This window comes from Methylocystis borbori (assembly GCF_036576025.1).
In the GTDB taxonomy this organism is placed as follows: Bacteria; Pseudomonadota; Alphaproteobacteria; order Rhizobiales; family Beijerinckiaceae; genus Methylocystis; species Methylocystis borbori.
Window position 1 is genome coordinate 1 of the sequence record NZ_JAZHYN010000098.1, and the last position, 1,019, is coordinate 1,019.

A 1,019-nucleotide genomic window follows, 5' to 3' on the forward strand; every position below is an offset into this window, starting at 1 on the left:
ATCAGGCGCTGAACGTTGATCAGCAGCTGAAGCACGACGCCGAACACGCCAAGCGCCATCCAGCCGAAGAACACGAAGCCCCAATGCAGCGGCGCAACGAACAGCTCTTCCATGAACCAGAAGGTGTGGCCCCACTCATTCAGGCCAACGTTCGGGATGATCATGAACGGGCCAATCGCCACGATCAGATACGCGAGGGAGTAGCCCTTCGCGAAATACGGAAGACGGGTCTTCGCATAGAAGAAGCCGCCAACCGCGATCACCGAGTAGATCGGGTAGCTCATATAGAACTCGATGATGTGCGACGGCGTGAAGTCCGTGTCGCGAATCACCGTCATGTGCCAGGTGCCGTCCTGCTCCGTGAAGAACGACGCGCCCCAGTAAATGGCGATGCCGTAAATCACCAGCCATTGCACCTCAACAACGAGGCGGCGCATCTCTTCGCGCGCCGTCAGCGTCGAGAAGTCGCGCGTGCGCGTCTTCCAAAGATAGCCCGCAAGGCCAATGCCGGAAATCAGCTCCAGCGGAATCTCAGTCCAAAGGATCGACATCCAATAGGTCTGAAATTCCGGCGCAAACGAGTCGAGGCCAGCGCGCCAGCCATAAATCTGCTCGTAAATGCGAACGACCAGATAAAACCCGTTCAGAACGGCCAAGCCGATCCACATGCCCTTCAGGTCAACTACAGCTTCCGTGCCAGCAGCGGCCCGGGCCGCTGTGTCAGTCGTCGAGCTCATACCTTTCTCCTCCTAATTCTGCTCCCAGGGATATGCGCGTGACCGGTTTCGCTCCGCCTCCCACAACAGAGCCGCTTCGTCCTCGTTTTTCACAAAAAGCGCCGCGCGCCCTACAGTTCTTCGTAGAACCACGCTCCCCGCCCTTGCTTGGCGCCGCCTTCCCCAATCCCAGCCAGCCAAACCCCGCCCGCAGGCAAAGCCCTAACCAGCCAAAATCAGACCCGGCGGCTTGTTGTTATCGGACGAATACCGACGTCGCCGCCTAAGCAAAAATCCCGGCCC

Annotated in this window: 1 protein-coding gene; it reads right to left on the bottom strand. The window is 58.9% G+C overall.

The features are described 5' to 3' along the window. Positions 1-737 (bottom strand): bacterial ammonia monooxygenase, subunit AmoC (amoC, locus tag V3H18_RS16555; RefSeq protein WP_332083182.1); only part of this gene is annotated, 737 nt, incomplete at its 3' end. Positions 738-1,019 lie beyond the last annotated feature (282 nt).